The 26,144-nt window shown below is 63.4% G+C and carries 27 protein-coding genes and 2 pseudogenes; 14 read left to right on the forward strand and 15 right to left on the reverse strand.

The genetic code is table 11. The features are described 5' to 3' along the window. The 4 genes from ACR0R4_RS06215 to orn are packed head-to-tail and all read left to right on the forward strand — an operon-like array spanning nucleotide 1 to nucleotide 4,063. Nucleotides 1–966: an ABC transporter permease gene (locus ACR0R4_RS06215; protein ID WP_433646487.1), complete on the forward strand. Its 966-nt coding sequence runs from the start codon at nucleotides 1–3 to the stop codon at nucleotides 964–966. Beyond that, nucleotides 959–1,828, forward strand: a complete 870-nt coding sequence (locus ACR0R4_RS06220) for an ABC transporter permease (RefSeq protein WP_433646488.1) — start codon at nucleotides 959–961, stop codon at nucleotides 1,826–1,828. Before ACR0R4_RS06215 ends, ACR0R4_RS06220 begins: the two co-directional genes overlap by 8 nt. Continuing rightward, a complete protein-coding gene (locus ACR0R4_RS06225; RefSeq protein WP_433646489.1) occupies nucleotides 1,825–3,396 on the forward strand; it encodes an ATP-binding cassette domain-containing protein in 1,572 nt (523 codons plus the stop codon). Before ACR0R4_RS06220 ends, ACR0R4_RS06225 begins: the two co-directional genes overlap by 4 nt. A 31-nt stretch (nucleotides 3,397–3,427) precedes the next feature. After that, nucleotides 3,428–4,063, forward strand: a complete 636-nt coding sequence (gene orn, locus ACR0R4_RS06230; RefSeq protein WP_433646490.1) for an oligoribonuclease — start codon at nucleotides 3,428–3,430, stop codon at nucleotides 4,061–4,063. 34 nt (nucleotides 4,064–4,097) lie between these two features. Here orn and ACR0R4_RS06235 read toward each other — a convergent pair whose 3' ends face one another. Next, nucleotides 4,098–4,520: a DUF1801 domain-containing protein gene (locus tag ACR0R4_RS06235; RefSeq protein ID WP_433646491.1), complete on the reverse strand. Its 423-nt coding sequence runs from the start codon at nucleotides 4,518–4,520 to the stop codon at nucleotides 4,098–4,100. A 129-nt stretch (nucleotides 4,521–4,649) separates the two neighbouring features. On the opposite strand from ACR0R4_RS06235, the gene ACR0R4_RS06240 reads away from it, so the two are divergent. The 4 genes from ACR0R4_RS06240 to ACR0R4_RS06255 all read left to right on the forward strand — a co-directional run bounded on the left by ACR0R4_RS06240 (nucleotide 4,650) and on the right by ACR0R4_RS06255 (nucleotide 8,795). After that, entirely contained in the window at nucleotides 4,650–5,444 is a 795-nt protein-coding gene (locus tag ACR0R4_RS06240; RefSeq protein WP_433646492.1) for a Pr6Pr family membrane protein, read from the forward strand. 41 nt (nucleotides 5,445–5,485) lie between these two features. Continuing rightward, nucleotides 5,486–6,112 carry an LON peptidase substrate-binding domain-containing protein gene (locus tag ACR0R4_RS06245; protein WP_433646493.1) on the forward strand — a complete coding sequence of 209 codons (627 nt, stop codon included), beginning with the start codon at nucleotides 5,486–5,488 and terminating at the stop codon, nucleotides 6,110–6,112. Nucleotides 6,113–6,321: 209 nt separating this feature from the next. Then, the gene (locus ACR0R4_RS06250; RefSeq protein WP_433646494.1) at nucleotides 6,322–7,095 is read left to right on the forward strand and encodes a cyclase family protein; all 774 of its coding nucleotides are present in this window, start codon (nucleotides 6,322–6,324) and stop codon (nucleotides 7,093–7,095) included. A gap of 5 nt (nucleotides 7,096–7,100) precedes the next feature. After that, entirely contained in the window at nucleotides 7,101–8,795 is a 1,695-nt protein-coding gene (locus tag ACR0R4_RS06255) for a thiamine pyrophosphate-binding protein (RefSeq protein ID WP_433646495.1), read from the forward strand. Between the two features lie 149 nt (nucleotides 8,796–8,944). Here the strand turns inward: ACR0R4_RS06255 and ACR0R4_RS06260 are convergent, their stop codons facing one another. After that, nucleotides 8,945–9,241 (reverse strand): metal-sensitive transcriptional regulator, encoded by a 297-nt coding sequence (locus ACR0R4_RS06260; RefSeq protein ID WP_433646496.1) that lies wholly within the window; start codon nucleotides 9,239–9,241, stop codon nucleotides 8,945–8,947. 124 nt (nucleotides 9,242–9,365) lie between these two features. Here ACR0R4_RS06260 and ACR0R4_RS06265 point away from each other — a divergent pair, with 124 nt between their 5' ends. The 3 genes and pseudogenes from ACR0R4_RS06265 (at nucleotide 9,366) to ACR0R4_RS06275 (ending at nucleotide 11,288) form a co-directional block, all read left to right on the forward strand. Next, complete coding sequence (locus tag ACR0R4_RS06265) at nucleotides 9,366–9,551, forward strand: DUF8730 family Cys-rich protein (protein ID WP_433646497.1); 186 nt, start codon at nucleotides 9,366–9,368, stop codon at nucleotides 9,549–9,551. A gap of 36 nt (nucleotides 9,552–9,587) precedes the next feature. Then, nucleotides 9,588–10,976: pseudogene (locus tag ACR0R4_RS06270) on the forward strand (MBL fold metallo-hydrolase); the annotation flags it as partial. Between the two features lie 3 nt (nucleotides 10,977–10,979). Then, nucleotides 10,980–11,288 carry a rhodanese-like domain-containing protein gene (locus tag ACR0R4_RS06275; protein WP_433646526.1) on the forward strand — a complete coding sequence of 103 codons (309 nt, stop codon included), beginning with the start codon at nucleotides 10,980–10,982 and terminating at the stop codon, nucleotides 11,286–11,288. Between the two features lie 104 nt (nucleotides 11,289–11,392). On the opposite strand, the gene ACR0R4_RS06280 is transcribed toward ACR0R4_RS06275, so the two are convergent. The 3 genes from ACR0R4_RS06280 to ACR0R4_RS06290 are packed head-to-tail and all read right to left on the reverse strand — an operon-like array spanning nucleotide 11,393 to nucleotide 12,093. Then, on the reverse strand, nucleotides 11,393–11,521 hold the full coding sequence (locus tag ACR0R4_RS06280) for a hypothetical protein (RefSeq protein ID WP_433646498.1): 129 nt from the start codon (nucleotides 11,519–11,521) through the stop codon (nucleotides 11,393–11,395). 25 nt (nucleotides 11,522–11,546) lie between these two features. Continuing rightward, nucleotides 11,547–11,957 carry a DUF5655 domain-containing protein gene (locus ACR0R4_RS06285; protein ID WP_433646499.1) on the reverse strand — a complete coding sequence of 137 codons (411 nt, stop codon included), beginning with the start codon at nucleotides 11,955–11,957 and terminating at the stop codon, nucleotides 11,547–11,549. Next, entirely contained in the window at nucleotides 11,890–12,093 is a 204-nt protein-coding gene (locus ACR0R4_RS06290) for an antitoxin VbhA family protein (RefSeq protein WP_433646500.1), read from the reverse strand. The genes ACR0R4_RS06285 and ACR0R4_RS06290 overlap by 68 nt, the downstream gene beginning before the upstream one ends. A 163-nt stretch (nucleotides 12,094–12,256) precedes the next feature. Here ACR0R4_RS06290 and ACR0R4_RS06295 point away from each other — a divergent pair, with 163 nt between their 5' ends. After that, nucleotides 12,257–12,955, forward strand: coding sequence for an SOS response-associated peptidase (locus ACR0R4_RS06295; protein ID WP_433646501.1), 699 nt, complete (start codon nucleotides 12,257–12,259; stop codon nucleotides 12,953–12,955). Nucleotides 12,956–13,128: 173 nt separating this feature from the next. Then, entirely contained in the window at nucleotides 13,129–13,617 is a 489-nt protein-coding gene (locus tag ACR0R4_RS06300; RefSeq protein ID WP_433646502.1) for a hypothetical protein, read from the forward strand. A 150-nt stretch (nucleotides 13,618–13,767) separates the two neighbouring features. Here ACR0R4_RS06300 and ACR0R4_RS06305 read toward each other — a convergent pair whose 3' ends face one another. Further along, the gene (locus ACR0R4_RS06305; protein WP_433646527.1) at nucleotides 13,768–14,448 is read right to left on the reverse strand and encodes an ADP-ribosylglycohydrolase family protein; all 681 of its coding nucleotides are present in this window, start codon (nucleotides 14,446–14,448) and stop codon (nucleotides 13,768–13,770) included. Nucleotides 14,449–14,637: 189 nt separating this feature from the next. On the opposite strand from ACR0R4_RS06305, the pseudogene ACR0R4_RS06310 reads away from it, so the two are divergent. Then, nucleotides 14,638–15,360 (forward strand): annotated as a pseudogene (locus tag ACR0R4_RS06310) (P-type ATPase actuator domain-containing protein); the annotation flags it as partial. A 217-nt stretch (nucleotides 15,361–15,577) separates the two neighbouring features. Here the strand turns inward: ACR0R4_RS06310 and ACR0R4_RS06315 are convergent. The 9 genes from ACR0R4_RS06315 to ACR0R4_RS06355 all read right to left on the reverse strand — a co-directional run bounded on the left by ACR0R4_RS06315 (nucleotide 15,578) and on the right by ACR0R4_RS06355 (nucleotide 25,818). Continuing rightward, a complete protein-coding gene (locus ACR0R4_RS06315) occupies nucleotides 15,578–17,956 on the reverse strand; it encodes an MMPL family transporter (RefSeq protein ID WP_433646503.1) in 2,379 nt (792 codons plus the stop codon). A 65-nt stretch (nucleotides 17,957–18,021) separates the two neighbouring features. After that, nucleotides 18,022–18,594: a TetR/AcrR family transcriptional regulator gene (locus ACR0R4_RS06320; protein ID WP_130108807.1), complete on the reverse strand. Its 573-nt coding sequence runs from the start codon at nucleotides 18,592–18,594 to the stop codon at nucleotides 18,022–18,024. A gap of 153 nt (nucleotides 18,595–18,747) precedes the next feature. Beyond that, a complete protein-coding gene (locus ACR0R4_RS06325; protein ID WP_433646505.1) occupies nucleotides 18,748–20,655 on the reverse strand; it encodes a heavy metal translocating P-type ATPase in 1,908 nt (635 codons plus the stop codon). Between the two features lie 10 nt (nucleotides 20,656–20,665). Further along, nucleotides 20,666–21,394 (reverse strand): Crp/Fnr family transcriptional regulator, encoded by a 729-nt coding sequence (locus ACR0R4_RS06330; RefSeq protein ID WP_433646506.1) that lies wholly within the window; start codon nucleotides 21,392–21,394, stop codon nucleotides 20,666–20,668. A 43-nt stretch (nucleotides 21,395–21,437) separates the two neighbouring features. Further along, nucleotides 21,438–22,043, reverse strand: coding sequence for a class I SAM-dependent DNA methyltransferase (locus ACR0R4_RS06335; protein ID WP_433646507.1), 606 nt, complete (start codon nucleotides 22,041–22,043; stop codon nucleotides 21,438–21,440). Between the two features lie 59 nt (nucleotides 22,044–22,102). Then, nucleotides 22,103–23,008 (reverse strand): NADP-dependent oxidoreductase, encoded by a 906-nt coding sequence (locus tag ACR0R4_RS06340; protein WP_044492660.1) that lies wholly within the window; start codon nucleotides 23,006–23,008, stop codon nucleotides 22,103–22,105. Between the two features lie 35 nt (nucleotides 23,009–23,043). Then, nucleotides 23,044–23,475: a cupin domain-containing protein gene (locus ACR0R4_RS06345; RefSeq protein WP_017791817.1), complete on the reverse strand. Its 432-nt coding sequence runs from the start codon at nucleotides 23,473–23,475 to the stop codon at nucleotides 23,044–23,046. Nucleotides 23,476–23,490: 15 nt separating this feature from the next. Next, nucleotides 23,491–25,530, reverse strand: a complete 2,040-nt coding sequence (locus ACR0R4_RS06350) for a heavy metal translocating P-type ATPase (RefSeq protein WP_188700521.1) — start codon at nucleotides 25,528–25,530, stop codon at nucleotides 23,491–23,493. Nucleotides 25,531–25,581: 51 nt separating this feature from the next. Continuing rightward, a complete protein-coding gene (locus tag ACR0R4_RS06355) occupies nucleotides 25,582–25,818 on the reverse strand; it encodes a heavy-metal-associated domain-containing protein (protein WP_017791819.1) in 237 nt (78 codons plus the stop codon). Nucleotides 25,819–26,144: the final 326 nt, after the last annotated feature.

A 26,144-nucleotide genomic window follows, 5' to 3' on the forward strand; every position in this document is an offset into this window, starting at 1 on the left:
ATGACCGGCGAGGGATGGTGGTGGCGGGCAACGGCACGCGTGGGCGGCGCGGTCGCCGTGCTCGTGACCGTCGCCACCCTCGCCTTCGTCGCCCTGCAGTTCATCCCGGGCGACCCCGCGGAGGCCGCTCTCGGCGGCCCGGGCAGCCAGGCGAGCGCCGCGGCACTCGAGGCGGCCCGAGCCGAATTTGGCCTCGACCGCCCGATCCTCACCCAGTACGTCGACTTCATGTGGAGACTGCTGCGCGGTGATCTGGGGGTGTCTTACGCGCAGCGGATCCCCGTTTCCGAGGTGCTCGGGGGCGCAATCGGGCCGACTCTGCTACTCACCCTCACCGCGCTGCTGCTCGCCTGGGCGCTCGCCCTGGTGAGCGTGGTGATCGCGAGCGGGCACTCGCGCCGCGCCCGCTCGGTTGCGTCGGCCCTCGACCTCACCGCAGCCGCGATGCCAAATTTCTGGCTGGCGAGCCTGCTGGTGCTCGTCTTCGCGAGCGTGCTCGGATGGTTTCCTCCCGTCAGCACCGGCGGGTTCTCGGGTATCGTGTTGCCCGCACTGGCCCTGGCGATTCCCACCGCCGGATTCCTTGCCCAGGTGTGCCGAGCCGGGGTGGATGCCGCCCGCTCCGCGCCCTTCATCGAGAGCGCCCGCGCGCGTGGCGAGACCGAGCTCGGCATCAGGGTGCGTCACGTGGTGCGCCACGGCCTGGTGCCGGGCCTGAATCTCACGGCCTGGGCTCTCGGCTCGCTGCTCGGGGGTGCGGCGGTTATTGAAGTGATTTTCGCTAGGCCCGGGCTCGGCCGCACCCTGGTGACCGCAGTGCTCGGCCGCGACGTGCCGGTGGTGCTCGGTGTGGTGCTGTTCTCTGCGTGCGCCTACGTGGTGGTCGCGCTCATCACCGATCTTGTCATCTCTCGCGTGGATCCGCGCACCGAGTCTCGGCTCGCGCAGGCGGTGGCGCGTGCGTAGGGGGGTGGCACTGCGCGATGGGTTCCGGCGCAGCACATTCGCGCGGCGCAGCGGGTTGAGTGCCGGCGAGTGGATCGCCCTCGCCGCGCTCGGGGTACTCGTGGTGTGGGCGCTTGTGCCCGGCATTCTGGCACCCTTCCCCCCGCTCGCGGTGAACCCGGCAGATGCCTTCGCCCCGCCCTCGCTCGCCCACCCCTTTGGCACCGACGATTCGGGCCGGGATGTGCTCAGCCGCGTCATCTTCGGCGCGCGCGACTCGCTCGTCATCGGGACCGCGGCCACCCTGCTCGGTCTCGGAGCCGGCATCGCGCTCGGAGCCCTCGCGGGAGGCAGCCGCGGGAGGGTGCTCGCCCCACTGAGGTTCGTCGCCGACCGCGTCATCGAGGCGCTGTTCGCGTTCCCCGGCCTGCTACTCGCGCTGCTGCTCATCACCGTCTGGGGTCCGGGCACCGCGTCGATCGTGGTCGCGGTCGCCATTTCGACCGCGCCCGGCTACGCGCGGATGGTGCGCGGCGGAGTTCGTCAGGCGCTGGGATCCGGCCCGGTCGAGGCCGCCCGACTCCAGGGCGACCGCGGGGCTCGCGTCTGGGCGACCCTCGTGCTTCCCGAGGCGATGCGCCCCGTCTTGGTCCTCGCCACCCTGGGGGTGGGGCACGCGGTCGTGCTCGCCGCGGCGCTCGGCTTTCTCGGGCTCGGGTCGCCGCCCCCGGCCCCCGAGTGGGGCGCGATGCTCAACTCCGGTCGGCCCTACCTCACCAAGGCCTGGTGGATCACGTTCTTCCCCGGCGCGATGATCCTCGCGGTCGGCATCGCGACGACTGTGATCGGTCGCGCCCTCGAGCGTGAGCGGCGGTTTGCATGAGCGCGGTACTCGCGCGGGTCGAGTCGCTCACGATTCGCTTTCCCGGGCACCGGGCCCCCGCGGTCGACGAGGTGAGTCTGGTGGTACACGCTGGCGAGTGCGTGGCGCTCGTGGGCGAGAGCGGATCGGGCAAGTCCCTCACTGCACGCGCGCTGCTCGGCCTGCTCCCCCGCACCGCGATCGCCACGCACACTTCGCTCGAAATTGTCGCCCCGGGCGGCACCCTCGGGGCCGCGCCTCAGCCCGGCCACCGGCGATGGGATGCCATTCGCGGCGCACACGGTTCGCTGATACCGCAAGACGCGCTCGGTGCGCTCGATCCGCTGCGCCGCGTGGAGCACGAGGTGGGCGACGCGCTTCGCCTGCATCGCCTCGCTGCTGGCGCGGAGCGCCGGCACCGCGTGCTCGCGGCTCTGGGCGACGCGGGCATGCCGGAACCCGCTCGTCACCTGCGGCTGCGCTCTGACGAGCTGAGCGGTGGGCTCCGCCAGCGCGCGCTCGTCGCCGCGGCGCTCATCGCAGACCCGGAATTCATCGTCGCGGACGAGCCCACCACGGCCCTTGATGCCGGTCACCGCGGCAACGTGCTCGCCCGGTTGCGGCAGCGGGTCGACCAGGGGTGCGGGGTGCTCCTCATCACGCACGACCTTGCGAGCGTGCGCGGCGTCGCCGACCGGGTGCTGGTGATGCGTCACGGGCGCATCATCGAGGCGGGCGACCCGGCCCGTGTGCTGACCCACCCGGCGCACCCGTTCACCCGGGAGTTGCTCGAGTCCTCTCCCGCGGGCAAGCCTCGCGGGATGCGGCTGACCGGCGCGTCCGTTACGCCCGACGATTCCCAGAAACTTCCCGCCTCCACGCCTGTCGCACCGATCGCTGTGCCCCGGGGCACATGCGCCCCACGGCTCGAGCTTGCCGACATCTCGGTGTCGTTTGGCACGCACCGGGTCTTGCGGGGCGTATCGCTCGAACTCGGGGCAGGAGAAACCGTCGGGCTTGTTGGCGAGAGCGGATCGGGCAAGACCACGCTTCTGCGCGTCGCGCTCGGGCTGCAGCGCCCCGATGCGGGCACCGTGCGCATCGACAGTGTGGATCGCCAGGCGCTCTCTGCCGCCGCGCGCCTGCAGCTGCGGAGACGGCTAGCGTTCGTTCCGCAAGACCCGCTGGATTCCTTCCCGCGGGGCGCGACCGGGGGCCAGATCCTCGCCGATGCTCTGCGCGCCGCTGGCATCCCACGCGCGTCGAGAGCCGCGCAATCGGCGGCGCTCGCTACCGAGGTGGGCCTCGAGACTGACCTCCTGCGTCGGCCCACGCAGAGCCTGTCCGGCGGGCAGCGTCAGCGGCTCTCGATCGCGCGCGCCCTCGCGCGGGATCCCGAAGTCCTCCTCCTCGACGAGCCGGTCTCCGCCCTCGATGTCACCGTGCAGGCCCGGGTCCTCGATCTGCTCGACGACGTGCAAGCGCGGCGCGGAACCTCGTTCCTGTTCGTTTCGCACGATGTCGACGTGATCCACCACATGAGCGACCGGGTGCTGCGGCTGGAGAAGGGGGAAATCGCCCGCGGCTAGACTAGATCAGCCCACTCACGAAGGAGCCCACGTGTCACACACCCCCGCCGAACAGATCGTTTGGATCGACTGCGAGATGACGGGGCTCGACGTGGATCTCGACGGACTCTGCGAGATTGCGGTCATCGTCACCAATTTCGAGCTCGAGCCGCTGCACCCCGGCTTCGAACTCGTCATCAACCCCGGGCCCGAGGCGCTGGAGAACATGGGAGACTTCGTGCGAAATATGCACGAGAAGTCGGGTCTGCTGCCCCGCATCGAAGCGGGCGTGACGGTGGCCGAGGCCGAAAAGCTGGTCACCGATTACGTGTCTGCGCACGTCACCCCGGGCCGACGCCCCATCGTTGCCGGCAACACGATCGGCATGGATCGCCGCTTCATTTCGAAGTACATGCCAACCTTTGACGAGCGACTGCACTACCGCAGCATTGACGTCTCGACCATCAAGGAACTGTCGCGTCAGTGGTACCCGGCGGCGTTTTTCGCGACACCCGAGAAGCGGGGCGGCCACCGCGCGCTCGCCGATATCGCGGAGTCGATCCAGGAACTCGCCTACTTTCGGCAGGCCGTGCTCATCTCGGGCCCGGGCCCCAAGAAGCCCGAGGCCGAGCAGATCGCGGCCGCGGCGCGCGAAAAGTACGCAGCGCTGGTCGACGGGGCATCCTGATCCGCTGTTTACATAAACGCAATCGCGGCGAGCATCACTCGGATGAGTCGTCGGTGCGCGAGTATGCAATGGTAATGAGCCGACGCAGCACCTCAAGGTCGATGTCTTCGAGTTTGTTGACGTAGACGCAGCCCGCGCCCTCCGTGTACTTTCCGAGTTGGGGCAGAAGCTTTGCTCCTGCCGGAAGATCCTTGAGCCCGTAGATCGAAAGCTTCGCCTTACGCGGCGAAAACCCGGTCTTCGGCCACTCACCTTGGGTGCGTGGATTCGCGGGCGACACGTAATGGTAGCTGCCATACCCAACAATGGACGGGCCCCACATCACGGGCTCCTCCCCCGTAACCTCGTGAAAGATCTCTGCGAGCGTTAGCCCGTCGGCGCGCCGCCTAGCAGGTTCCGCAGCCTCCAAGAACTCCTGCACGTTCGCGTCGGTCGCCTGCGTCTTAATCTCAGCCATGTATGTATTCTGGCGGATCAGGACCGCCCTAGCGAGGTCAGTTCTGAGGCGGATGTAACCAGGCGGGCAACACATCACCCGACAGCGTGTCCAGGATCCAGGGGCACGGCTCTCTGCTATTTTTCGCTCATGACCTCGCCTTCGCTCTTGCAGCCGAACCCCCGCCTCCGCACATTCTGGGGAATTGTTCGACTCGCCACCGCAGCAGCGCTCTTCGCGGCAATCGTGATGCAGATTATCGCGACCACAGAGTACGCGCTCGGGGCGGGGCAACACCTCCCGACGGCGCTCGCAAATCACCTGAGCTACTTCACTGTGCTGTCGACGGCCGCCGGCGCAATCGTGCTCGCCATCGGTGGTGTCTGGCTGGTATCGAAGGGGCGCACAGGAACCGTCGAACCCCGATGGATGTCGGTGCTGTTTCTGTGCATCGGTGCCGCCGTAGTCATTACCGGGATTGTTTTCAACCTCCTGCTGCGCAACGATGGTGTGCCCGATCCTGACACCCTCACCTGGGCGAGCGATATCAAGCACGTGGTCGCACCAATCGTGTTCGCGCTCGATCTGATCTTGCACATCGGGCGCGCACCATTCAAGTGGAGCGATGCCGCACTCGCGCTCATTTACCCCGTGCTCTGGGCCGTGTACACGCTTGTGCGCGGTGAGCTCATCACCGACCCCGTGACCGGCAACCCGTGGTGGTACCCCTACGGCTTTCTCGACCCGCACCGAGTGGCCGGCGGATACGCTGGTGTCGCCGCATACGTCGTCGGCATCGCCCTCGCGCTTGCCCTTCTCGCCGCGGGGTCAGTGTGGATCTCGCGGCGCAGAGGCGCAGGGTCCCCCGCCACCGGCACCGAACATTCCGCCGAAGTTGGAGCGCACCTCCCGGGCCAAGACACCCGTCAGCGCGCCACTCCCTAAGCGCACGCTGCCCACCCAGAACTCACCCAAAGGAGTATCGCATGGCGGTCGTGCTTCCCCAGTTCCCTGTTGGTTCAGTACTCATGCCAAACATGCCGGTTGAACTGCGTGTGTTCGAACCCCGCTACCTCAACCTCATGGGTGAGTTGATGACGGCAGAAAAGCCTATGTTCGGCATCCCGTTTTTTGGGCAAAACGTCGAACCCGGTGAGGCTCCAGAAGTGCTCACGGTGGGGACCGTTGCCCAAATAGACGACTTCGGCATGACCGACGACTTCATGGGCATCACCGGGACCGGGACCCGACGCTACGTCGTCACGAAGTGGCTGGAACCCGAACCATATCCACGAGCAGAGGTTGAATTCCTGCCAGACTTTGCGTGGGAAGAGCGCCTCGACAGTCACAGGTTGAAGCTCGAACTCGAGGTGCGAGGTCTCCTCTCTCGGGCAAGCACCTACGGTGAATTGCTCTGGGGGGTCGACACCGAAGTGTCTGAGGAGCCGGTCGCCAGCGTCTGGCAGCTTGCCGGTATGCTGCCCGTGCAATCTTCGGAGCTGCACACTCTGCTCGCGTCTGAGACCCTCGAAGATCTCATTGAACGGACGCTCGCGGTCTGCGCCGGCGGGAACCACTTTCTCGACGAACTCGAACGCGGAGACGCCTCATGACCGAACAGTTGCCTTAACGAGTGCTTCGCGACTTTGGTGACTGTGAGGTGCGACGCTACCCAGAGCACATGATCGTACAGGTGACTGGCCGGGGAGACTTCACGTCATGAATCCACAATCGCCTGCTTGATACCCGCGAGCGATACCCTGGTTGGGTTCGCTAACGCCACACGCGTACCGCAAGGTGTGCGCCTCATCGAGGAGGACCATTGCCCGTGCTTTCCGACCTACTTACCGCCCTCACCTCCGGATCGTTGCGTGTCATCGATCTCACGAACCAGTTACAGGCTTCCACCCCGACCCTGCGCCTGCCAGCACCGTTCGCGAACCTCATCAACTTCTCGCTTGAAACCGTCAGCGAGTACAACGAGCCAGGGCCGTTCTGGAAGCATGCAAACATTCACACCGGCGAGCACATTGGCACGCACCTCGACGCACCGATCCACTGGATTAGCGGGCGTGACGGCCACGACGTATCAGAGATTCCTCCCGCTCGGCTCTTTGGCCCGGCTGCGGTGCTCGACTTCTCGGCCGAGTCCGCTGCCGACAACGATTTCCTGCTCGAGATCCACCATGTGCAGGCGTGGGAAGCACAACACGGCACCTTCGCACCGGGCACCTGGCTGCTGCTGCGCACGGGCTGGGACGCATACGCCGACTCACAGGAGGCGTTTCTCAATGCCGACGACAGCGGATCACACACCCCCGGCATCTCCGCCGAGTGCGCCAGGTGGCTCGCCACGCGGTCTGAAATCTCTGGCGTTGGCGTGGAGACAGTCGGCATCGATGCAGGGCGGGCGGGCGAATTTGATCCGCCTTTCCCGGTGCACTATCACCTGCTGGGTGCCGACAAGTACGGCGTGACCTCACTGCAGAACCTGGCTCAGCTGCCCCCGCGGGGAGCAGCGATCATCGTCGCACCGCTGCCAATCGTGGGTGGCACCGGCAGCCCTGCGCGCGTGTACGCCCTCGTCGAAGCGTGACCAGGGTGCTTTCCCACACCGTTGCCGATCTCGTCGCGCGAGCGCTCTCGAGCCTCGGCGCTCGGCGCTGCTTCGGGGTCGTCGGGTCCGGCAACTTCGCCGTCACGAACGCTCTGCAGGCCGCGGGGGTGACCTTTACCGCTGCCCGGCACGAGGGCGGCGCCGCCACGATGGCCGATGCTTACGCGCGCATGTCTGGTGAGGTGGCCCTGGTGTCGGTGCACCAGGGGTGCGGGCTCACGAATGCAGCCACCGGCATCGGCGAGGCTGCGAAAAGTCGCACCCCGATGATCGTGCTCGCAGCCGAGGCTTCGGCCGCATCGGTGCTGTCAAACTTCGCGATGGACCAGCCTGGTTTCACACGATCGGTGCTGGCCGACTCGCATCGCGTGCATTCCGCGGAAAGCGCGCTCGCCGATGTGGTGCGAGCGTTCCGAACGGCCCGTGACGAACGCCGCACCATCGTGCTGCAACTGCCGCTCGATGTGCAGGCGCAGCCCGCTCCAGCAGATGCGTGGCACGCGCTCGACACCCTCGCACCACCGTCGGCTCCACTCCTGCCACGCGCCAATGACGCGGCACTCACCCAGCTTGTGGCGATGCTCGCGGCTTCTGCGCGGCCGGTGATCGTCGCGGGGCGCGGCGCTCGCGATGCCGGGCCCGCGCTGCGCGCGCTCGCCGCAGCCAGCGGGGCGTTGCTCGCCACCTCGGCTGTGGCGAAGGGCCTGTTCGCGGGCGACGAGTTCGACCTCGGCATCTCGGGCGGGTTTTCCTCGCCGCTGACTGCCGAATTGATCTCGCAGGCCGATCTGATCGTCAGTTTCGGTTGCGCCCTCAACATGTGGACCATGCGCCACGGGCGCCTCATCGGTACCGACACCCGGGTGGTGCAGGTGGATCTTGACCCCGCCGCCCTGGGCGCACACCGACCCATCGATCTGGGGGTGCTCGGTGACAGCGCCGCGACCGCAGCGGCGGCGTGTGCGGCGCTGATCAGTTTGGGGCACTCCCCCGCTCCGCGCTACCGCACCCCCGAGGTCGCGGCGCGGATCGCCGCAGCGGCGCGGTGGAGCCACGTGCCGCTCGATCCACCGGATCTCAGCGATGCGAGCACCATTGACCCCCGCGTGCTGACCCGTGAACTTGATGCGCTGTTGCCGAGCGAACGCATCGTGTCGTTAGACTCGGGCAACTTCATGGGCTATCCGTCCGCCTACCTCGACGTGCCCGACGAGCGCGGGTTCTGCTTCACGCAGGCGTTTCAAGCCATCGGCCTCGGGCTCGCCACCGCGATCGGGGCGGCGCTCGCGCAGCCGGAACGACTGCCGGTGCTAGGGGCCGGTGACGGTGGCTTCTTGATGGGCATTGCGGAGCTCGAGACCGCGGTGCGACTGGGGCTCCCGCTGCTCGTCGTGGTGTACAACGATGACGCGTACGGCGCAGAGGTGCATCACTTCGGCGCTGGCAACGACCCCGCGACGCAGCGGCCGCCGCTTGACACCGTCACCTTCCCCCGGGTGGATATCGCCAGCATCGCCCGCGGTTTCGGTGCGGACGGCGTGACGGTGCAGCGCGTCGCGGATCTCGCCGCCGTGCGCGACTGGCTCGACTCGGGGCCGCAGCGCCCGCTCGTGCTCGACGCGCGGATCGCGTCCGATGGCGGCGCCTGGTGGCTGGCGGAGGCGTTCCGGGGTCACTAGGCCCCGCGCTCGGGTTGAGCATGGGCGGCCCTGTGGCTCGCCTTGCAGAAAGAGCCACAGGCGAACGCCCTGAACCGGGCGACCGCGGCGAAAAAATGGGGCGAGATTCACACCGGATCAAGAGGCAGCGCAGAGACAGACCGCGCTGCTTAGGCCAGCGTGAGGAACAGCTTTTCGAGTTCTTCCGGATCATTTCCGCCTGACGATTCCGGATGGTTCAGGCACTCGGTAAGCGCGCTGGAAATCAGCAAGAAACCCGCCCTATCGAGCGCCTTCGAGACGGCCGCAAGCTGCTGCACAGTGTCGCGACACGGAGCTTCCTGATCCACCGAAGCAATGACCGCAGCAAGTTGTCCGTGTGCGCGACGCAGCCGATTAATGATCTTCCGATTCGCCACGTTCCGAGTCTCGGCCGAGGCATCAATGCGGGGCTTCGCATCCGACATTTCCGAACTTCCTTTGCTCAGGGACTTGACAACAAGAATACCCCCTAGGGTATATTGAATCTATCGAAATAGATACCCCCCGATGTATTCGAAACTCGGACGCGGGGCCAGCGAAGGAGATCACATGTGTAGAGCCGTCACCTGCAAGACCTGCGGAAAGACCACCTGGGCGGGGTGCGGTCAGCACGTCGCGATGGTGAAGAAGTCTGTGCCGGCATCGCAGTGGTGCAACGGGAAACACACCCAAGCGCAAATCGATGCAGCCAATGCTGAGCGTGGCGGGTTCTTCTCGCGGCTCTTCGGCCGCTAACCCACTCACCCACACCCACGCACGAAGGAACTGATCATGCTGCTTGAGCGCATCTATGACGAAGACCTCGCACAGGCGAGCTACTTCATCGGTTGCCAGGCGAAGGGCGAGGCTATTGTTGTCGACCCCCGCCGCGACCTCGACGTGTATCTTGACCTTGCCACGAAGAACGGCATGAAGATCGTGGCCGTCACCGAAACCCACATCCACGCCGACTACCTCTCGGGCACGCGCGAGCTCGCCGCGAAGGTCGGTGCGCAGATGTATGTCTCTGATGAGGGCGGGCCCGACTGGACCTACTCCGACGCGTTCGACAGCGCTGTGCGCATGCGGCACGGGCATCAGATCCACCTCGGCAATATCACGGTCGAGGCGGTACACACCCCCGGCCACACGCCCGAGCACATGTCATTTCTCATCACCGACGGCGCACAATCGCCAGAGCCGGGCTTCATGCTGACCGGTGATTTCGTCTTTGTCGGTGATCTCGGCCGCCCAGACCTCCTCGACGAAGCCGCGGGGTTCGTCGATACCCGTTTCGCGGGTGCAAAGGATCTCTTCGCGAGCTTGCGCGATCGCTTCCTCACGCTGCCCGACTACGTGCAGGTCCTCCCCGCGCACGGTTCGGGATCCGCGTGCGGCAAAGCCCTCGGGGCAATCGCCGCGTCGACGGTCGGATACGAGCGCAACTTCTCGTGGTGGGGCAAGTATCTGAAGAACAATGATGAGCAAGGCTTCGTCGATGAGCTCCTGAACGGACAGCCCGACGCGCACGCCTACTTCGGGCGCATGAAGCTGCAAAACAAGGTCGGCCCTGCGGTGATCGGTGACGTGCCCGAGCTCGTCGAGTACAGCACCGAAGACCTGCGGAAGGCACTCGCAGACGACAGCGTGATCCTCGTCGACACCCGCCACAACACGGAGGTTCACGAGGGAACGGTCGATAGATCGCTGAATATCCCCGGCGTGGAGAAGGCCGCAAGCTACGGGGCGTGGGTCGTGAACCCGGATGTGGAACACAGGCCCCTCGTGCTCCTCGCGGAGTCGCGCGAGGAGGCCGAGGCGTTGCGCGATCACCTCGTGCGCGTCGGCATCGACTCCGCGCGCGGGTTCATCACCACACTCGACGGTCTCGACCTGGTCACCCCGAAGCTGATACAGCCGGAAGAGCTCGACAGTTTCGAAAGTGTCATGCTTCTCGATGTGCGCAACAAGACCGAATACGCAGAGGGTCACGTGCCCGGCGCGGTGCTGCTGTCGGGTGGCCGGGTGATGTGGCATCTGGATCAACTGCCCGACCCCGAAGCCGGCGCAATCGTGACCTATTGCCAGAGCGGTGTGCGAAACAGCGTCGCGGCGAGTGCGCTGCGACGCGCCGGGTACGAGATCGTCGAACTCGACGGCAGCTACGCCGCCTGGGCAGCACGAGTGTCAGGGCCGAGCACCGCAAGCAAGACTGCGGTCAGTGGAGACACGATCGTCCTCGACGTGCGGACGGCGGAAGAATTCGCCGCAGGTCACCTCGACGGAGCACAGCAGCTCGATTTCAACGGCGGAGAGGTCGCGGCTGCGATCCCGACCCTCGACCCGAACGTCGAGTACCTCCTCTACTGCCGTTCGGGCAACCGCTCCGGCCAGGCGGTTACCCTCATGGAGCAAGCTGGCTTCACCAACCTCACGAATCTCGGATCGCTCGAAGAAGCGGCCCAGGCTACACAGATTGCGGTGGTGAAATAGGCCGCGAGGCTGCTGAGATCGACTCGGCCGCGCAGCCCGGCCGATGTCTTCAACGTTGACGCTGAGAGGGTCAGCCAGTTCCCGGGCTGACCCTCTCAGCATGCCTAGTCGTGCATGCGCGCGAGCAGGAATATCTCCATCGAGAGCTTGATGAACCGCCCGGGCTGAATGAACGGGTCCCCGCTCAGCGAGTTCTCAATGCTCTTCGCAATCCAGGGTGTAGTCGTGGACATCGACGCGCGTTCGAGACTGCTGCGGTCAGCTCGCGCTCGCGTATGCCTCCGTAAGCCATCCGAGAACTTGGTCGTCCAACTCGCTGGCCTCATGAAGCTCAATATGGTGCATCCACACATGTGTCGACGGGTGGGCGACTTCCTTGAAGCGAGCGGACGTCACTTCGCGCGGCAACGCGATGGAGAGCACGGCCGGGATGTCACTGTCGACGTACTGCCCTGGACGCCAGACGTACGCGAAACCTCTTCGACGCCGAAAAGCGACTTGACTCTTTGTCACTGTCATCGACGCTTCACCGACCGTGGAAACGGCCTCCTGGGCCGCACGACAGATGGCAAGACCTTCGGGGAACCCCGCGAAGAGATCTTCAGGGCTTCGTGACGATTCCGTAGCGGGCACGAATTCTATCCTCAAAATCGGCAAGATCGATCTCACCGGCTACATACTTACCAGCATCAGCCTTCGTGGCTTCAGTCGTGTGCAAGCCTTCCATTTCACCGCTATGGATGGCTTCGGCAACCTGGAGCTCACGCTCGTCGCGCAGAGCATCTGCAGTCGTCCTCAATGACATCGGCTTGCTCCTTTCACGGCCGGAGCCCCGAGTTTACCGGTTCCATTCCCAGTCACGCCTTTGAAACCCAGTCAACGTAACGCCGGCCCGCGCGTAGCGCACCCCCGACAGCGATCAGAAGTGATCCCCCGGGGCTTCCGCTCCCCCTGTTACGCTGCAGACTATGTGCGGTCGAGTCATCGTTGATTACGAGGAAATGATCCCCGCGGCAACAGACACCGAGCTCGCCGCGTGGATCACCGGGGCGCCCGCGGGCGCCGCATCCTCATGGAACGTGAAACCCACCCAACAGATCCCCGTCGCGTACACCGACCACAAGACCGGCGAGAAGAAGTTCGAGACGGCGTACTGGTCGCTCGTGCCCGTGTGGTCGAAGGAGCTGAAGACGAAGTTCCCCACTTTCAACGCCCGCTCCGAGACCGCCGCAGAGAAGCCGTCGTTTAAGGCGGCAGTGAAGAACCGTCGCTGCGCGATCCCGGTCTCAGGCTTCTACGAGTGGACCGGCCCGAAAAACGCACGCGTTCCGCACGCCATCTTCGGCCCAGAAAAACTCCTGACCCTCGCAGGGCTGATGTCGTGGTGGCACGAGCCCGGCGCCGACGATGATCACGGGTGGCACCTCACCGCCACGATCCTGACCCGCGACTCGGCCGGGGTCATGCAGCCGCTGCACGACCGTATGCCAGTGTTCCTTGCCGACGAGTTCGTGAACGAGTGGATCGACCCAGACACCACCGGCGACCACGCCCTCGTACAAGCCGTGTCGGCGGCCGCTGTGCCGCTCGCAAATGATCTGTTTGAATACCCGGTCGCACCGCTGCGAGGCGACGGGCCCCCGCTGATCGAGGGCCTCTCCGAGTAAGACCCACCGCCCGCCTCGGGAATCGGTGCGTCCCTGCACGGCCAGCGCCCCGCACGATAAGTCACTCGACCACCAGGGCATCTAGCCGAGCACTATGCGTCGGCTATGGCTAGGCTTGAGAGATGTCATCTCGGCTCCTGTCATTCGTCAGACTCGCACAACAAAGGATCAAAATGCAGCACATTCCGCTCCCCCGTGCAACCGTCGGGTTGCTCGTTGCATGCGTCGCCATCGCAGGACTTTCGGGATGCATGACAACCACCGCCGATGGTCGCGTCGGCGGTGGCCTCTCGTTAGACGACAGAGCAAGCGGTGGGTACGTTACCCCGATTGATGTCGTCACCGGTCGTTACGAAGTGACTGTCCAGGACTACATCTGGGGTGCGCCCCCGGCAGACGGAGTTTTCGACATTACGAAGACGAGCCTCACCACACTCACGATTCTCACGAGCGATGATGAGCTCTGGAACTGCGATTACGACGAGGAGCTAGCCTCTGCAACCTGCACCGCAGCTGCTGACACGGAGAAAGAGATGCCGATGCAGGTCGATTGGTCAACGCAAGATGACAAGAGACACCAGATTTCTGGATCAGCCACGGTAACACTCGAGGGCGAAACGTATGAGGCAATGACGTTCGAGGGTACCCGCATCGTCGAATAGCGCACGGAAGATCCCGGCAGCCTTTTCACCTTCGAGATCCTGAAGCATTCCGAGGCCCCGATGCGTGCAGTTTCGTTACCTCCGCAGCCGAGGAGCCGTGCGAATCCTCATGCGGTCAACGCGAATGTCTGGGAGGTTCGAGCCATGCGCTCACCAACCGGGATACCGTGTGGTCCAGCGTGTGTACGGGCCGTATTCGCCGTGCAGTTCATGCCCGCGAGTGAACTCGTATACAAAGTCATCTGCAAGTTCGAGGATGGTGCCCCGACCTTCAACCTCAAACACCAGCTGCGGCGGCAACGATTCTTCTCCATGCAGCGCACCAATGATGTTGCCACAGAGCGCACCCGTCGAATCAGAATCACCTGAGTGGGTGACCGCGAGCGAGAGCGCCTTGAGTATGTTCTCTGGCTCGGGGCGCTGCAGCGCTGCGTAGACAGCGATGCCTAACGCCTCATCAGCTACCCACCCGCCACCCAACGACTCCAACACCGCAACGCTGGGTGGTTCAGCCGCCAAATCGATCGCCTGCTGAAGCACTCGCGTAGTCTCTTCATGGTGTTCGCGACAGTGTAGATGTCGCATCATTGTGTCTACCGCCTCGTCAAGTTCTTGCCCCAGAAATATCGCACCAATAAGCGCGGCGAGTGCACCCGAAGCGAGCTGGGCAGTCGGATGACCGTGCGTAAAGGATGCCGCTTGCGCCGCGCTATCGAACTGCCTCCCGAGGGCGTCGTCAGAGCTCGGTGGCAACAGCCCGAATGGTGCACTGCGCATGACCCCGCCGCAGCCTTTCGAATCATTCTCAGCCTGGCCACCGTATTGCGAGATCTACCGTTCGCCGCATCGCGCATCCATTAACGCTGATATGCAGGTGTTGCCAGGGGCGCGCCTGACATAGAGCCACTTCTGGTTGATCAACCAGCCATCTTTTGACCCATCGGGCTCGCGCATGAGCTGCGTGTCGGGGAAGTACACCTAGCACACCGGGCCCGGTCGCCCAGCCGAGAGGAGACACCCATGACGAAGCCACACTCGGGCCACGGGCACGACCACGGGCCTCACAGTGGCCATGAGCACCACGAGCGCACTGGGCACGAGGATCACGGTGGTCACGCTGGCCATATGGGCCACTGCGGTCACGGCGGCCACGGCGATCATGTGGCCCAGTTTCGGCGCCTGTTCTGGGTGAATCTCGTGCTCGCGGTGCCAGTCGTCGCGTTCTCGCCAATGTTTGCCATGATCCTCGGCTATTCAGTACCAGGCTGGGCCACCTGGATCGCACCTGTTATCGGCACCGTGATGTATGTCTGGGGCGGCTCCCCATTCTTGACGGGCACGGTGAGCGAAATCAAGGCCCGCAAACCGGGCATGATGCTGCTGATCGCCCTGGGCATCACCGTGGCCTTCCTCGCATCGTGGGGCGCACCACTCGGGCTGTTGCATCACGAGCTCGAATTCTGGTGGGAACTCGCGCTGCTGGTGGTCATTATGCTGCTCGGGCACTGGATCGAGATGCGTTCGCTCGCCCAGACCACTTCTGCGCTCGACTCCCTCGCTGCGCTTTTGCCCGACGAAGCCGAGCGGGTCGAGGGTGAAACGGCCGTCACGGTGAGCCCGGCGGAGTTGCGCGTTGATGATCTCGTGATCGTGCGCCCGGGCGGCAGCGTGCCGGCCGACGGCATGATTGTTGACGGAAGTGCGGCCATGGATGAATCGATACTCGCTAAACAACAGCGCACTGCCAGCACGGACAATGATGAACTTCACGTAGTCGAAAGCGATCGGCTCAATCGCTTCATGCATGGTCTGGGTCCTGGCAATTATCGGTGAGAACTGCCCGACGTATGGTGAAGTTTCGGTGTCTTCTTGGGCTAGTGCTTCCTTCGCGGTGTTGGCAGCGTAGAAAAATCGCCTGGTGGGCTGGATGCTCACGGCATGTCAGCCGTGCGAGGGTGTGTTATCCATTTGATTGTTCGGCCCTGTGCGTTCGGGTGAGACCTCGCTGTGTGCGAAGGTAGTCCGTGAGGCGGTCACCTTCGATATCCAGGTTCGGGAGGATCTTGTCGAGCCATTTCGGTGTCCACCATGCTGCGCGTCCGAGTGTTGCCATGAGGGCTGGGACGAGTGTCATGCGGATCAAGAACGCATCAATCAATATTCCGACAGCCAGCGCTAACCCAAATTGTTTCACCATGCTGTCTTCGCTGAAGATGAACCCGGCAAACACTGAGACCATAATCGCGGCGGCAGCAACCACGACACGACTGGACTGTTCGAACCCGCGGATGACGGCTTGGGCTCCCTGGTGCCCGTGCACGTGGGCTTCACGCATAGAACTGACAAGGAACATCTCGTAGTCCATGGCAAGGCCATACAAGATGCCAGTGACCATGATGGGAAGGAAACTGAGGATCGGGCCAGCCGTGTCGATGCCGACGAGGTCTTTCAGCCATCCCCACTGGAAGATCGCGGTCATGATCCCGAACGTCGCGCCAATGGTCAGCAAGAACCCCACGGTTGCTTTAATCGGGATCAGGATCGAACGGAAGACCACGAGCAGCACCAGCAACGAGAGGATGACGATGATGGTGATGTAGAGCGGGAGCACGCTCGCGAGTTTCTCGGAAATATCGAGATTGATCGCAGTGAGACCTGTGACACCAATGGTTGTTCCGGCGATTCCGGTGAGATCACCGGAATCTGCGCGCAACGTGTGCACGAGCGTGGTTGTTGACTCAGCATCGGCTCCTTCAGTAGGGATGACGGTGAAGAGTGCGAGCGTGTCGTCGGGAGAAAGCCCCATGGGCCTAACTGTCTCGACAGACTCACCGCGTTCGAGTGATTCGGCAATGGCAGGGAGTTCGGTGGCGTCGAAGTGTTCTCCGTCTGGTGCATGAATGACGGTGATGAGCGGTGCGTTGTAGCCCTCACCGAAACCCCGGGTGACGGCGTCGGATGCCTGCCGCTCGGTCGTATCGAGATTTGCGGTGGATCCATTGGGCATGCCGAGAGACATCTGAGTCATAGGGATGGCGGCGACCCCCAGGAGTGCGACAACGCCGATGATGACGGCCCACCGCCCCTTCACCACGCCGGAGGCGAATGTGTGGGCGAAACCGTGACGTTGTACGTAACTGCGCTGCTGCTGTCTCTGCCGTGCCCGCGGGCTGAGAATTCGTTCACCGACGATTCCCAACAGGGACGGGAGCAGGGTGAGCGCGATGAGTACCGCCAGAAGCACAGTTGCCGCAGCCACGAGTGCCATGGTGGTGAGAAAAGATATCCCGATCAGCGTCAACCCGCCGAGAGCGATGACCACGATGAGACCTGCGAAAGCTACCGCACTTCCAGCGGTCCCTAATGCTCGACCGGCTGCCTCCGTTGCAGAATGCCCTTCGCGGAGAATGAGGTGCCGTTGCCGGTTGACGATGAAGAGGGCGTAGTCGAGGCCGACGGCGAGCCCGATCATGAGCGCAAGCACCGGTGTCGCACTGGTGAGTTCAACGGTGTTCGACAGGGCGAATGCGCCACCCAGACCGACCGCGACACCGAGCACCCCGGTAACAAGTGGCAGGCCTGCAGCCCGGAGTGAACCCAGGGTGAGGAAGAGCACAAGACCTGCCACCAACAACCCCAACGCTTCATGCCCGCCCAGAGGAGGTTCGTGAGGTTTCAGAGACTCGGTCGGCAGAGCCATGATTCCGACTTCTTCGGCGTGTTGTGTCGCAGTAGTGACCACGTCGTCGATCACACCTGCAGGAAGGTCTTCGACTTGCAGAGAGAACTGGATCTGCATGAGCGCCACAGTTCCGTCGTCAGAGATGAGCACACCGGGGGCGAGCATTCCCTGCTGCCGGAGAGCCTGCTGCATCATCATTTCTTGCTCAGCTGGGGAGACCTGTTGCCCGGCATGACCTTGCATCTGCTCGGGTGGTTGTGGCGCATCACCAGGCGCTATCGGACCGGTGGCGTCCTCAGGTTTCGGCATGACTGCTGCGAGATTCTCTGTGCTGCGCTCCACCACGAACTCGTTGGCGGAGATCGCCGTGAGTGACGAGCGGATCGCTTCTGCGCTCGCCCCCTCGTCGACTCGCTCACCAGACGGGCTCGTGAACACGATCGTGCCCTGCCCGCCAGCGATGTCAGGAAACTCAGAACGAAGCTCTTCGATGACGGCTTGACTCTCTGTCCCATCGATCGTGATCGCAGAACTGATCTTCACCCCGCCCGTGATCGCCAACGTGATGACGCTCCCGAGAATGAGGAACCAGGTGATCAGAAACACCCACGGGCGCCGGTAGGAGAAGCGCCCCAAACGGTACAGGAATATTGACATCGAAAAGCCTTTCTGGCAGGGGAAAGCAGCGCGAGCAGCAACAGATCACGCTCAAGATGAAAAAATCAGAGACCGGACTTGAGTCTCGAGAAGACCTTCTCGACGAACTCGCCGGGCGAACTCGGCGGCGACACTGCCCCATCGATGAGAGAACTCAGTGCCCCATACGCGGCACCGACAATAATGTGTGACGTGAGTTTCGAGACCGAATTCCCTGCGCGCTCTCCGACAACGTGTTGTGCGGTGCGGCGAATCTGAGCGTGCACGCTCTCCAGGTACGGTCGCAGTGCCGGATCCGCCTCCGCAAGGTCTCGAAGCTGGAAGAGAAGGTCCAACAGGCCCCCGGAGAGCTGATGAATCGCAAGGCCCTTCACCCAGTCCAACAACGCAGTGTCGGCGGGCAGCTCGGGCATCGAGGAAATTCCCTGGTGCAGCTGCTCGAGCGCGAGCGCCGTAACCGCTTCCTCCTTATTCGAGAAGTAGTTCGCAAAGGTTCGACGTGACACACCGGCCCGCCCCACGACATCATCAATCGTGTAGCCCTCAAGCCCGTGCTCACGTGTCAGCTCGAATGCTGCGCGCGCGAGCGCATGCGAGGTCTGTTGGCGCTTCCAATCGCGGTGGCTAGGTTCTGTCATGATCACACCTTAACCACACAATTGCCCAATGGGCAAATATGCCCGTTGGGCAACTATCGCCATCCTGTAAGTGTGAATGAAACTACCGAGGTGATGGTCAGGCAGCTGGAACGCGCTCGCGTCGGGCATTTCGTGTCACTGAAATCGCCGACGCTATCGTCTGACGCGGTCTCGCTTCGTTCCCGTGTGCGCGCGGAGTGCTCGGAGCGCGGACACGATGGCGACGAGATCGACGATCTCTTGCAGGAGGGCCCCCACAACTGCGGGCAGGTAACCGAATGCGGCGACGAGCATCAAACCCACTGAGATGATGATGCCCATCCAGATCGACTGCAGCGCGATCTGCACGGTGCGCCGCGAAACATAGGCAACATCTGCCACGCGTGCGATGTCGTTCGAGGTGATCACTGCTGCGGCCGACTCGCTCGCGACCGTCGCCCCTCGTCCCGCCATCGCGATACCCACGTCGGCTGCCGCCAGCACGGGGGCATCATTAATCCCATCACCGACCATAAGTACCGGCCGCGGCCGCATGCCCTGCACGATCTCGACCTTGGTCTGGGGAGTGGTCTCAGCATGAACCGTGTCGATGCCGATCGCGTGTGCGACCGATTTAGCGGTGGGTGTGACATCACCGGTCACCATCGCGATCTCGGCCACACCCGCTCGGCGCAGACGGGACACGGTGCCCGCAGCCTGCTCACGAATCGGGTCCGACAAAATGATGACACCGGCCAGTTCCTCACCAACCGACACGTACACGGCCGTCTCGCCAGCCGCGAGTACGGGGCGATCGATCGGCCCGGTCGCCTCCTCGATGAACGTAGGTTTGCCCACTCGCACCACGGTGCCCTCCGCGAGAATGGCGAGCACACCGTTCGTTGCTACCTCGTCAGCGTTCGTGACTGCTGGCAGCTCGAGTTGTTGTGCTCTTGCGGCTGCGACGATCGGGTCGGCGAACACATGCACGGAGTACTGCTCAGCGGCTGCTGCGAGGCGAAGCGTTTCGGTCGCGGTGCGGGAGGACGGGTGAATGTCGACGACGTCGGCTTTGCCTTGGGTCAGGGTGCCTGTTTTATCGAACGCGGCCGAGCGAACCCGGGCAAGCACCTCTAACACGCCACCGTCTTTGATGATGACGTTCAGCTTTGCGGCTGAACTCATCCCACCCATAAACGCGACCGGGGTGGCGATGAGCAGCGGGCATGGCGTCGCCACGACGAGCACCTCGGCGAACCGCACCGGATCGCCGCTAAAAAACCAGGCAAACCCGGCGATCAGCAGCGAAACAATGGTGAACGGCATCGCATATCGGTCAGCGAGTCTGACCATCGGCGCCCGGGAGTCCACGGCCTCCTCCACCAGTCGCACGATCGAGGCATAGTTCGAATCGACTGCCAACTTCTGCGCGCGCATCGTGAAGCTCGTGGTGCTGTTCACCGTGCCAGAAAGCAGCGGGTCGCCCGCATGGTAGCTCGCCGGGATCGGCTCACCAGTCACTGACGATTCATCAATCGTCGCGTGATCAGATATCAGTACCCCGTCGACGGGGAGGATCTCTGATGACCGCACCAGCAGTTCGTCACCGACTGCGACCTCATCGACCGGGATACGTTCGACCTCGCCCGTACTGGGGTGAATTCTCCCCGCGAATGCTGGGGCTCGGTTCAACAGTTGGTCGAGTTCTCGGCTCGCGCGGCGAGCGGCGAGGTCTTCGAGTGCTTCCCCTCCGGTGAGCATCAACGCGATGATGAGCCCCGCGACATATTCCTGTACTGCGAGTGTCGCGATCATGGCGATGACCGCAAGAATGTCGAGCCCCCAATGCCCGCGCATCAGATCCTTGAACATGTCGATCGCGGTGATCACGATCACGATGCCGAGCACGAGATACGCGGTGACCGCGAGAGCCGTTATCAAGCCGGTCGCCCAGAGCACCACTCCGGTAGTGAGCCCGACGAGCACGAACATCATGAGCTTGCGGTTGCGGAGAAACTCTATGGTCGGTGAAATTGCACGTGTCGATTCTCGGGTGTGCGGGGTGAGGGTCTGGGCTGGCACTGCTACGGCCTCATTCGTTCTTGGTGAGAGTGGAGAGTGCGCTGAGCGCGGTCACATCAGTGATCGTGATTCGCCCCTGCTCCTGTTGCGTAATCACACGGGAGTCGGTGAGTTTGCGAAGTTGCCGACTGAGGGACTCTGGTGTCGTGGACAGGAGCGAAGCGATGTCCTTCTTTGCGAGCGGCAGCGTCACGTCGATGGCTCCTCGCGGCCCTGGCGTCGCAGGGAGCGAGAGCAGGTAATCGGCGAGACGAGAGCTCACGTTTCCTGAGATGACAGAAGCCAGTCGCGCCTCAGTATCATCCAAGCGCTGACTCACTCCTTGCAGCATGCGCAGCCCGATGCTCGGATGCTTCTCGACGAGACGCCCGAGATCGGCATGACGGAACACGCACAGTTCGGTATACACGAGCGCTTCTGCTGCGTGATCGGGTCTCGTGCCGGTGAGAAACGCGGATTCTCCGATGAAGTCGCCCGGCCCGAGGACCCGGATCACCTGCTCGTGCCCAGCCGCACTTGTGCGAGCGATCTTCACCTGACCGGTGTGCACCACCATCAACTGCGACATATCCGAGCCTGCTGTATACGCCTGCTCGACAGCGTCTAATCGGACGGTACGTGCAAATCCCGCAACTTCCACTTGCTGCGCATGTGTGAGCCCTTGAAACAGCGGTACACGGGCCACGCAGAGATCATTTGCTGGATCAGCATCCACATCGGTTGAAACAGCCAACGGCATCCTTCCCTTCTAGTATGGCGACTCGTGGCACAACACCCGCGCTTCAGCTGAAGCCAGGGGTGGCGCGTGCAGTGATGTACGCGTGTGGCGTCCGCGGGTTCGAGCGCTGCCCGATCACCTCGAACCCGGCGTGGGTGAGGGCTTCGACCATTTTGTTCATCGGCCACCGGTATGCGGCGGCGATCGGATGGTCGAATGCCTCCCGCCGCGGCCCCGCGAAAAAGGACATCAGCAGCGATCCGCCGTCACCCAGCCGAGTGCGCAGTATTACGAGCGCGTGTAGAAGCTCTTCTGAGCTCATGTGAATGGTCGAATACCAGGCGATGATCCCGCCCCAGCGGGTCTCGCAACGGGCGAGATCTTCGATGGAATCGTGATGGAACACAACCGCGGGATGTCTGGCTCGGGCAATCGTGATGAGGCGATCCGATGGCTCGAGCCCTTCCACCGTGTGTCCGAGGCGTGCGAGGTGACCGGTCCAACGCCCGGTACCCGCGCCGACATCGAGAATGGGGCCATCGACTGCCGCTGCCCACGGCTCGATGACCGCACGATCAGGGTCATCCGGTGAGATCTCGGCACCGAGAATGCCCTCGATATCAACATCAGGCGACCCGTATGCATCGGCTACCCGGTTTATTGAGGCCACAGGATCAGACGTCCGTGCTGCTGTGAATACGGCGTCCGTCGGTGCCTCAGGCCGCTGGGTCATGGTTCGATGATCACTTTGCCGGCAGTGTGCCCGGCCTCCACCATGGCGACGGCTTCCGCAGCCCGATCGAGACTGTACCGGTCCGTCACCTGCGGGTCGACGAGACCGTACTGGGCGACGCCGGTGACCTTCTCGAGCCCTTCACGCGTGCGCACCACCGCTACGCCACCGAGTTGCTGCACGGTGGTCGGGTCTGCGGTACTGATGATGACGCTCGGGTCTTTGGCGACGACCGCGAGATCACGAAGCGCCTGCCCACCGACCAGGTCGATGAGCACATCAACACCCTCCGGCGCGATGGCACGCACCCGGTCAGCCGCACCCTCTCCGGAGGCAACGAACGTCGCACCGGTCGACTCCACCAGTTCCTGCTTCGCAGCACTGGCCACACCGATGACCGTGAACTTGTGCACATTGCCGATCTGCGCCGCCATCAGCCCGACCCCACCTCCGGCGCCAAGAATCAGCATCGTCTGACCAGGTTCCAGCTCGATCTGATGCGTCACGTCATACGCAGTAGCCCCTGCGACAGGCAGTGCTGCAGCGTCAGCAAAGGAAAGCTCTTCGGGCTTCTGGACGGTTTGTGCCGCATCCAACACCGTGTGCTTCGCGAACGTTCCCTGTCCTTTGGCCGCGAGGCCGAGCACCATGTCACCGACAGCGAAGTTCTCGACCTCTGCGCCTACGGCGGTGACGACACCGGAGGCCTCTCGGCCCATCGGTGCGGGAAGCGGCCAGTGGGAGCCCATCTGCCCCGCACGGATCTTCCAGTCAGCAGGGTTCACCCCGGCCGCTTTCACTTCGATCGCGAGCTCTCCAGGCCCAGGCGCCGGAGCGGGGCGTTCAACGAGTTCCTGCGTCTCGGGGCCGCCATAGGCGGCGAAGACCAGCGCTTTCGACATTATTGACTTCTCCTCATTCTCCAGGTGAGTGACACTTACGTGGTTGCCTGTGGCGGAGCGTCTTCACCCGAAGCCTCTGCCGCATCAGCGAGTTCCTTCGTGGCATACTCCGCGTCAATTGCGTGCTCCGGAGGTGAATAGACGGTGTAGAGCACCAAAGGCTCATCGCCAGTGTTGCGGAAGTTGTGGCGAGTACCGGCCGGGACAGCGCACAGGTCGCCAGCATCAACGGTGTGCGTCTCGCCGTCAAGGTCGGCCTCTCCGCTGCCCGACACAAAACTCAGCAACTGGTCGGTGGTGTCATGCACCTCGTCGCCGATCTCCCCGCCCACCGGAATCGTCATCGCAACGAGTTGGGAATGCTTTCCCGTCCAGAGCACCTGACGAAAATTCGTGTTTGCTTTCGCGACCTCGTCGATGATGAAGTGCGTCGCCTTCTCGCCGACGCTGAACTGGTTCTCACTCATGTGTGTGGTCCTTTCTCAAGATGGAAGTTCGGATGAACTCTGGGCCGTGGCTGGTTCGACCGGGCGGCCTGTTTCATGTGCGGCTCGGGCGCGTTCACTCCTCGACAACGCAGTGGCTCCTTGGGTGTTGCGCAGCAGGCGCATCGCGTTGAGGATTACGATGAGCACCGATCCCTCGTGCACGAGCATGCCGATAGCCATCGTGACACCCCCTGCGAAGACCCCGACGAGCAGCACGACAACGGTGATGAGCGCGATCCAGATGTTCTGGCGCATGACGTTCACGGTGCGTTTGGCGAGGCCGATTGCTTCGGGCAGTTTCAAGAGGTTGTCGCCCATCAGGGCAATGTCTGCCGTCTCCACGGCCACCGCGGAGCCCGCTGCACCCATGGCAACACCAATGTCGGCGGTCGCGAGGGCCGGGGCGTCGTTCACGCCGTCGCCCACCATCGCGACCGTGTGCCCCTCGCGCTGCAACCGCGCGACAGCGTCGAGCTTGTCCTCGGGTAGCAACGAAGCATGGATCTCATCGATACCGACCGCCTCACCGATGGCTTCGGCGACAAGGCGCGTATCTCCGGTGAGCATCACCACCTTCTGCACCCCGCTAGCGTGCAAGCGCCTGATCATCTCGGGGGCATCCTCGCGGATCGTATCTGCGACACCGATTACGCCAAGCACGCTCTCATCGACCGCGACAATCATGGGGGTCTTGCCTGCCGCTGCCAGTTTGTTCGCAGCCACAGCCGCCCCCGCGTCGTTCACGATCCCGTACTGTTCGAGCAGCGGCACGTTACCGATGAGTACCCGCTTGCCGTGAGCGTCGGCCACGATCCCCTTGCCCACGACCGGTGTGACCGATCCAGGAAGGCCCTCGGGGGCCACTCCTTCTTCTCGTGCGGTGTCGAGGATCGGGCGGGCAAGTGGGTGCTCGGACCCTGCTTCTGCGGCGGCTGCCCAGCGAAGCACCTCGCGCCGATCCGCTTCAGGATTGAGCACAACGATGTCGGTGAGTACCGGGCGGCCCTCGGTGAGAGTCCCCGTCTTATCGACTGCGACGGCCGAGATCTTGGCCGAGGTTTCGAGGTACTCGCCGCCCTTGATGAGAATCCCGTTGCGGGCCGAGCGGCCGATTCCCGCTACGATCGCCACGGGAATCGAGATGACGAGCGCGCCCGGGCAACCGATCACGAGCAACGTGAGGCCGAGCACTACGTCACCAGAGATGAGGCCCGCCGCAAGCGCGAGTACCATCACCGCGGGCGTGTACCACTTCGAGAATCGGTCGATGAATGCCTGCGTTTTCGCTTTCGCATCCTGCGCTTCTTCGACACGGTGAATGATGCGCGCGAGCGTCGTGTCGGCTCCGATGCCGGTCGCCATGACCTGTAGGAATCCGCCCCGCGAGATCGTGCCCGCAAACACGTGATCTGACTTCGTCTTTTCGACAGGGATCGACTCACCCGTGATCGATGCCTCGTCGATCGCTCCGGTGCCTGACACGACCTGCCCGTCGACGGGAACTTTCGCTCCGTTCTTTACGAGCACGATCTCACCCATGCGCACCTGATGTGCGGCGATCTCGACCTGCTCACCGTCGCGCATCACGACTGCAACGTCGGGGGCCACCGCGACCAACTCAGCGAGCGCTGCACGGGTCTTGTTCATCGTGCCGGCTTCGAGTGCGTGACCGATCGCGAAGAGGAACGTCACGGCGGCAGCTTCCCAGAAGTTGCCGATGAGCGTCGCGCCGATCGCTGCAATCGATACGAGCAGGTCGATACTGATGAACTTTACGAGCAGTGCCCGGACGGCCTTCACGACGATTCCGTACCCCGCGACAATTGCTGCGGCGAGCATGAACGCGTTCGCAAGGGTAAACACATGACCAGAACCGTGGGCGTGTTCGCCAGCGTCGATCCACCATTGCGGACCGACCGTGACGTTCCAGCTGCCGCCGAAGAGCTTTTCGACGCCGAACGACACGAGAATGAGGAGGCCCGAGACAACGGGAATGAACCAGTTGCCATACCGCCACTTACGGAACGCGTTCACGAATGTGCTGCCTTTCGAATTGGTGAACTTAGTGCGTTAGGAGCCGTTTGGCTAGAACGCGGAGGCCTTCGACTTATAGCCGGCCTTATCGACAGCAGCAATGAGATCGTCGACGGAACTTCTTGTCTCATCGTGGTCGATCTCAACGCGACCCGAGGCGAAGTGCACCGTCACGTTCTCGACGCCATCGAGCTTGCCGACCTGCTTCTCGATCTTGGTCACGCACGACGGGCACGAGAAACCCTCGGCGCGCAGCAGAGTGTGGGTGGTGTCAGTAGCGTTCGCCATGATGAGTCCTTTCGCTTCACCCCGAAACGGGGATCGACCAGGAGGTTCCTGGCCTTCACGACCCAGACTATTGTGTTGACAAAGCCTCAGCCTTGACCTAGATCAAGTCGTGCTCGGAGCTCCTCTCTGTGGCTCACCAGCTACTTGGGTGCCGTGAGTCGCTTCTTGGTTGATCTGCTGGGCGCCATGAAGGTCTACAAGACCGAACTGATCCGTCAGCAAGGCCCTGGCGGACGGTCGAGCAGGTCGAGCTTGCGACCCTCGAATACGTGTGGTGGTGGAAGCATGAGCGGCTCCACGGGGAACTCGATATGCGTACTCCGATC

This window comes from Leucobacter fengyongliangi (assembly GCF_050971685.1).
Lineage (GTDB): Bacteria > Actinomycetota > Actinomycetes > Actinomycetales > Microbacteriaceae > Leucobacter.

Bases quoted from the DNA above. Each gene is read 5' to 3' on its own strand.
- ACR0R4_RS06215 (WP_433646487.1), top strand. From the start codon at position 1: ATGACCGGCGAGGGATGGTGGTGGCGGGCAACGGCACGCGTGGGCGGC.
- ACR0R4_RS06225 (WP_433646489.1), top strand. From the start codon at position 1,825: ATGAGCGCGGTACTCGCGCGGGTCGAGTCGCTCACGATTCGCTTTCCC.
- ACR0R4_RS06235 (WP_433646491.1), bottom strand. From the start codon at position 4,520: ATGGCTGAGATTAAGACGCAGGCGACCGACGCGAACGTGCAGGAGTTC.
- ACR0R4_RS06240 (WP_433646492.1), top strand. From the start codon at position 4,650: ATGACCTCGCCTTCGCTCTTGCAGCCGAACCCCCGCCTCCGCACATTC.
- ACR0R4_RS06245 (WP_433646493.1), top strand. From the start codon at position 5,486: ATGGCGGTCGTGCTTCCCCAGTTCCCTGTTGGTTCAGTACTCATGCCA.
- ACR0R4_RS06260 (WP_433646496.1), bottom strand. From the start codon at position 9,241: ATGTCGGATGCGAAGCCCCGCATTGATGCCTCGGCCGAGACTCGGAAC.
- ACR0R4_RS06265 (WP_433646497.1), top strand. From the start codon at position 9,366: ATGTGTAGAGCCGTCACCTGCAAGACCTGCGGAAAGACCACCTGGGCG.
- ACR0R4_RS06280 (WP_433646498.1), bottom strand. From the start codon at position 11,521: ATGTCCACGACTACACCCTGGATTGCGAAGAGCATTGAGAACTCGCTG.
- ACR0R4_RS06290 (WP_433646500.1), bottom strand. From the start codon at position 12,093: ATGTCATTGAGGACGACTGCAGATGCTCTGCGCGACGAGCGTGAGCTC.
- ACR0R4_RS06295 (WP_433646501.1), top strand. From the start codon at position 12,257: ATGTGCGGTCGAGTCATCGTTGATTACGAGGAAATGATCCCCGCGGCA.
- ACR0R4_RS06300 (WP_433646502.1), top strand. From the start codon at position 13,129: ATGCAGCACATTCCGCTCCCCCGTGCAACCGTCGGGTTGCTCGTTGCA.
- ACR0R4_RS06315 (WP_433646503.1), bottom strand. From the start codon at position 17,956: ATGTCAATATTCCTGTACCGTTTGGGGCGCTTCTCCTACCGGCGCCCG.
- ACR0R4_RS06320 (WP_130108807.1), bottom strand. From the start codon at position 18,594: ATGACAGAACCTAGCCACCGCGATTGGAAGCGCCAACAGACCTCGCAT.
- ACR0R4_RS06330 (WP_433646506.1), bottom strand. From the start codon at position 21,394: ATGCCGTTGGCTGTTTCAACCGATGTGGATGCTGATCCAGCAAATGAT.
- ACR0R4_RS06340 (WP_044492660.1), bottom strand. From the start codon at position 23,008: ATGTCGAAAGCGCTGGTCTTCGCCGCCTATGGCGGCCCCGAGACGCAG.
- ACR0R4_RS06345 (WP_017791817.1), bottom strand. From the start codon at position 23,475: ATGAGTGAGAACCAGTTCAGCGTCGGCGAGAAGGCGACGCACTTCATC.
- ACR0R4_RS06355 (WP_017791819.1), bottom strand. From the start codon at position 25,818: ATGGCGAACGCTACTGACACCACCCACACTCTGCTGCGCGCCGAGGGT.